Raw genomic sequence first — 5,018 nt, forward strand, 5'->3', positions numbered from 1 at the left:
ATTATCTGCGCTTTTGGCTTAGCAGCTGCCGCACCTCGCTCGCCGTATCGGCACTTAGAATTATGCGGTATTGCCATTCTGTTTCTACAAACGCAGCGGGACTTTGCGTTAAAAACTCTTGGAATCCACAAAGAATTCCTGCGGCTCTTTGCCTTAAATCCTGTCTGTGTTTGCGAAATATCCGGCATTTTCTTTGTTTTCAGATATACCTTAAAAAGGGGTATATTCCCCAGGTGTACCTGAACAGAATATACCCCTATATTGTAATGCGAATCGAATATCTTGTCAAATTTACTGCTTGGCGTGCTCTGCTTTGGGCAAAAAGCCGAAGTACAGCACCGCGCCCACAATGATGATAATAATGATGGACAAAATGCCGTAATGGCTGGACTGGGCGTTGATCGCATCGATCTGCTCCGCCGTTGCGGTCTGAGCGGTCAGCCCCTGGGCCCCCAGCATTCCATTTGCCACCACACTGCTGACAACGCCGACCAAAGCCGGGCCCATGATGGAGCTGAACTTGCCAAAGATATCGAAGAAGCCGAAGAACTCGCCGGAGCGGTCCTTATCCGGGATCAGCTTGCCGTACATGGAGCGGGACAGCGCCTGAATGCCGCCCTGGCTGGTGGCGCACAACACAGCCAACACCCAGAACTGCCACAGGCTGTTCATAAAGAACGCAAAGATGCAGATGAACATATACACGCAGATGCCAAAGCCCACCATGGTGCGGGCACCGAACTTTTCGCTGCACTTGATGTAAAGCAGGCAGAACGGCAGGCCCAGAATCTGCACCAGCAGCAACGCCAGCATCATGCCTGTGGAATCCAGCCCCAGGTTGGTGCCATAGGTGGTTGCCATGCTGATGACGGTGTGCACGCCGTCAATATAGAAGAAATACGAAAGAATATAGATCAGCATCGGCTTGTTGGCAATGATCTCCTTGATGGTGGTACCAACGCCCTTCATGCTGCGGGCAACATCGCCCTTTTCATACGGCTTGCCAGAGGTCTGCTCGCAGTTTTTCAGCAGCGGCAAGCTGAACGCCAGCCACCACACAGCGGTCAGGCCAAACACAAACGCCAGGCAGGTCAGCATGGGCACGCCAACCAGGTTCATGATCAGAAAAATAAGCAGCGGAATGGTGGAGCCGCCGATGTAACCCAGGCCGTACCCCATGGTGGAGACTTTATCCATGCGGTCCTCGGTGGTAACATCGGTCAAAAAGGCATCGTAATAGATGGCGGAAGCATCAAAACCAATGACGCTGACGATGTACAGAACCAGGATCAGGCTGGCCACCTTGCCTGCTGCCACCGGGCCGGAGGTAAAATCCATCCCAGGCGTAAACGCCATGCCCGCGCAGGCTGCAACGCCCAGCAGCATGAAAAAGCTGAACAGCTTTTTGCGCATACCGCGGATATCGCCAAACACGCCCAGGAACGGAGCGGCCAGCGCCACGATCAGCATGGCGATGCTGGTTGCATAGCCCCAGGTGGACATGCTGGAAACACTGTCCGCCGTATAGCCCGCAACCGTGTCAAAAAAGATGGGGAGCAGCGTTACAATGATAACGGAATGGGCGCTGTTGGCCCAGTCGTACATCATCCAACTGATTTCCTGCTTGGTATAGCCTTTAAGCATGGGGTACCTCCTGATTTTGCATCCCGCCGCCGGGCAGGCCGCATTTACAGGGCAAAATTGCCCTTATTGGTATTGTAGCATTTCAGGCAGGCAAAAACAACAAGCCCCGCGTATGCGGGGCGTAAAAATCTGGTTAACTTTTCCGTCGTTTTTAACGAAATTGCACAAATATATTATTTTTGTTCAAATGTCAGTTTGCATTTTCAGAGGCAGCTTCCGCAGCGCCCGCTGCGGGTTCAGTGGCTTCCATCGTCACATCGTCCTGCGCTGCGGGTGTTTCCTCACTGGCTGCGGTTTTCCCAGCGTTGTCAGTGTCCGTCAGGTCCTGGCCGGCTTCGTTTTCCACGCGGTTCTGCATGTACTCTTCCAGCTTATCCCCAAATTCAACGGTGCCGTATTCATTTTGGTAATCGGTCAGCGGGTTGGTGCCAAAGGCGGCCATGTAGCGGTTCAACAGTTCATCGCCGTCCTTTTTGGGCACATCATCCAGGCTGGTGTAGGCATCGCCGTCCACATAGTACATGGTATCAACATGGGCCGCAATGTTTTGCAGGTTGCCGTGCATTTCCCACTCATCCAGCCATACACTCCACACTTCGCCATCGGTCAGGTTGCTCTGGTCCACATCAAAGCGATAGTATTCTACCGGGATATCTGTGGCATTTACCGCATCCATTACCTTCATGCAGTCGCGCACAAATTCTTCGGCGGTGGTCTGGGCACCGTAATTCATGGTCAGGTACACCGTTGCGTGCATCGTACCCACCGGCATATCCATGAACCAGCTCTCGCTGCTGACATCGATGGAATAATCATGTACAAAATCATGGGCATTGGGGATATTGCTCAGTGCCTTCTGAACAGACTTCTTGTACTGTTCCTCGGTGGTAACACGCTTGGTCACGTTTTCGGGAGTGAATGCCTGGGCTACTGCGGCCACTGCACCGGAAGCCCCCGCCGTGAGCATGATGATAATGCAGAGGAAGATGGAAATGACGTCATACTTGATCTTTACATCGGGGCGTGCGGCGTAAATCAGCACCTCAATGCCCAGAACGATCAGCACCACCGGGGCATACTTTACCACGCTGAGCACATTGACATTCGGCATAAAAATCTGGGCCAGCTGGATGGCACCGATGGCAACCAGCATCAGGCCAAGGCTGAAGGTGCCCACCCGCCGCACTTTGACCGGGGGCTTGGGGGCCGTTTCGGGCGCGGCCTGCGCGGTGGTATCCTGGCTGGCATCCTGGCAGGTATCCTGGGTCGGTTCCTCCGGCACAGGGGTATTCTGGTTAAAATTGTTTTCCATAGTGAATCACCATTTTCTCTTTTGTCTGTTGAATCATTGTCAGGCTATCGGGCGGCACTGTTTTTATTCCAAATGGCCGCTGGCTACCAGGCGGGGTGCTGTGCTGCACCCTGCCCTACACTTTCTTTTCAATTTTCTTTTCAAATTTGCTTGCTTTGCCGGTTCAGCCCTGGTACGGGGGCAGGTCGTCGGTATCGTTGTGGTGGGCATGTTTGCCAAAGCCCAGCAGGCGGCCGCCAAAAGCAATCAGCAGCACCGCCACCACAACGGAAGGGATTGCGTTGTTGAGGGTATAGATTATATCCCAGTAAACGCCCAGCTGTTGCAGAATATTGCTCACGATCGGCCATACCACGCTGTCATACATCACATAAACGCCCGTAAGCAGCAGGCACCAGCCAATGATCTTGTTCATTTTGGGGGTCATTTTAGCTTTGGCACCGCCGAGCTGATTCTGCCAATCCGGCGGGAGCAGGAATTCATCCGGCTTGGGGTCCCCCGCTACCAGGTAGCGGATAAGGTCATAGGTGTCAAAAAAGCTGAACATATACACCACGGCGACGCCCACCACCAGCGGGGAAATGATGGTGCCCAGCATGATGAACAGGCAGAAGTAGACCAGCAGCGAGGTACCGCGCTTCATATACCCGTAATACATCTGCCCTGCGCCGGGGATGCAGGCAAAAATAAAGGTCAAAAATGCGTTTTTCTTCATAGTGTATCACTCTCCGTGGGCGGGGCTGCCGCCGTTATTGGTGGGGTTGCTGCGGGGCACAACCGGGTCGGCCAGCTGGGCCAGCCCACTGTTGATGGTAAGCTGCATTCCGTCGAACATATCGCTCAGGCCGCTGCTCATGCTGTCAAACATACCGCCAAGCGCCTGGCTTACGGTCACGTTGGGGGTTGCTTCCGGCAGCTGCTGCACGGGCTTTTGCACCGTACCAACGCCGCCAAAGAATCCGAACCGCCACAGCGCAAAGGCCAGCATTACGGCGGCAGCCGTGGAAACATAGCGGTTTGTCATAATGCGGAAACTGCGCAGCCGCATCAGGGCCTGCACCTGGGGGATCAGGTCCCGCATGGGCTGTTTCAGCTTTTCGGGGACCGATTCAATCAGGGCGGTATAGCGGGCAAGGCAGTAATCACAGAAGGTCAGGTGCTCTGCGGTCTCCAGGCTGCCCAGTTCATCCAGGCGGCTCTCCTGCAGGGCGTGCAGCCCCTCATCCGTCAGGTGGCCTTCAGCATCAAACAGGGCTTCGTTATCAAATGGGGTGTTATTTTCGTTTTGCGGAAACATTGCCTGTTCCATTATTCCTGCCTCCTTTCCATGATCTGTTTGCGCAGGATCGCTTTTGCGCGGAACAGCTGGTTCTGAACAGTGGGTGCCGGGCGGCCCAGCTTTTGGGCTATGGCCGCCACGGGCAGCCCGTCCAGCAAATACATGGCCGCGGCCCGGCCATAGGGTTCGCGCAGGGTGCGCACCATCGTTTCCAGCTCTGCGGCATCGGTCTGGCGCATAAATTCATCCTGCGGGTCCGGCTCTGCGCTTTGCAGGCCGCTGCCGGGCGGCGGTGTGCCGCGTGGTTCCGGCATCGTTTCGTCGGATTGTGCCTCCACCCTGCGCGCCCAGGAGCTTTTCAGGTGGTCCTTGCATTTGTTGGCTGCCACACGCACCAGCCATTGCTTATAGTATTGGGGCTCGCACCGGTCAATGGACGACCATGCCGAAAGGAAGGTATCCTGGGTCAGATCCTCGGCGGTGTGGGGGTTGTGGGCAAACTGCAAACAAACGGTATAAACCAGTTTTTGGTATTGCTGCATCAGCTGGGTAAAATCTGTTTGGTTCAGTGCCCCACACCTCCTTTCGCATTCATCTGCCGGCGCGCTTTCTTTGTTGGAAGCGCTTCTGTATACTAATACGAAAAATGCTCCCGACATTTTGCAGCGGGAGCAGATATTTTTGAAAAAATTATGAGGCAATACCGCACAATTCCCGCCTAACGGCTCAAGCACCGCTCCGGCGGCTGCGGCACGGCATCTGCGTTGCCAAAATGCTCGATAA

The 5,018-nt window shown here is 54.6% G+C and carries 6 protein-coding genes; 1 reads left to right on the plus strand and 5 read right to left on the minus strand.

Annotated features, from left to right (window positions below):
• The coding region (locus C4885_RS16850) for a hypothetical protein (protein ID WP_207657610.1) at positions 1-243 on the plus strand (243 nt) is incomplete at its 5' end.
• Between the two features lie 48 nt (positions 244-291).
• Here the strand turns inward: C4885_RS16850 and C4885_RS15400 are convergent.
• The 5 genes from C4885_RS15400 to C4885_RS15420 form a co-directional block, all read right to left on the minus strand.
• A complete protein-coding gene (locus C4885_RS15400) occupies positions 292-1,644 on the minus strand; it encodes an MFS transporter (RefSeq protein WP_114001179.1) in 1,353 nt (450 codons plus the stop codon).
• A gap of 190 nt (positions 1,645-1,834) precedes the next feature.
• Positions 1,835-2,956, minus strand: coding sequence for a hypothetical protein (locus tag C4885_RS15405; protein ID WP_114001180.1), 1,122 nt, complete (start codon positions 2,954-2,956; stop codon positions 1,835-1,837).
• Positions 2,957-3,119: 163 nt separating this feature from the next.
• The gene (locus C4885_RS15410) at positions 3,120-3,671 is read right to left on the minus strand and encodes a hypothetical protein (protein ID WP_114001181.1); all 552 of its coding nucleotides are present in this window, start codon (positions 3,669-3,671) and stop codon (positions 3,120-3,122) included.
• A gap of 6 nt (positions 3,672-3,677) precedes the next feature.
• Positions 3,678-4,265, minus strand: coding sequence for a hypothetical protein (locus tag C4885_RS15415; RefSeq protein WP_114001182.1), 588 nt, complete (start codon positions 4,263-4,265; stop codon positions 3,678-3,680).
• Positions 4,265-4,777, minus strand: coding sequence for an RNA polymerase sigma factor (locus C4885_RS15420; protein WP_158538929.1), 513 nt, complete (start codon positions 4,775-4,777; stop codon positions 4,265-4,267). The genes C4885_RS15415 and C4885_RS15420 overlap by 1 nt, the downstream gene beginning before the upstream one ends.
• Positions 4,778-5,018 lie beyond the last annotated feature (241 nt).

Source organism: Subdoligranulum sp. APC924/74 (genome assembly GCF_003324125.1).
GTDB classification, from domain to species: Bacteria; Bacillota; Clostridia; order Oscillospirales; family Ruminococcaceae; genus Gemmiger; species Gemmiger qucibialis.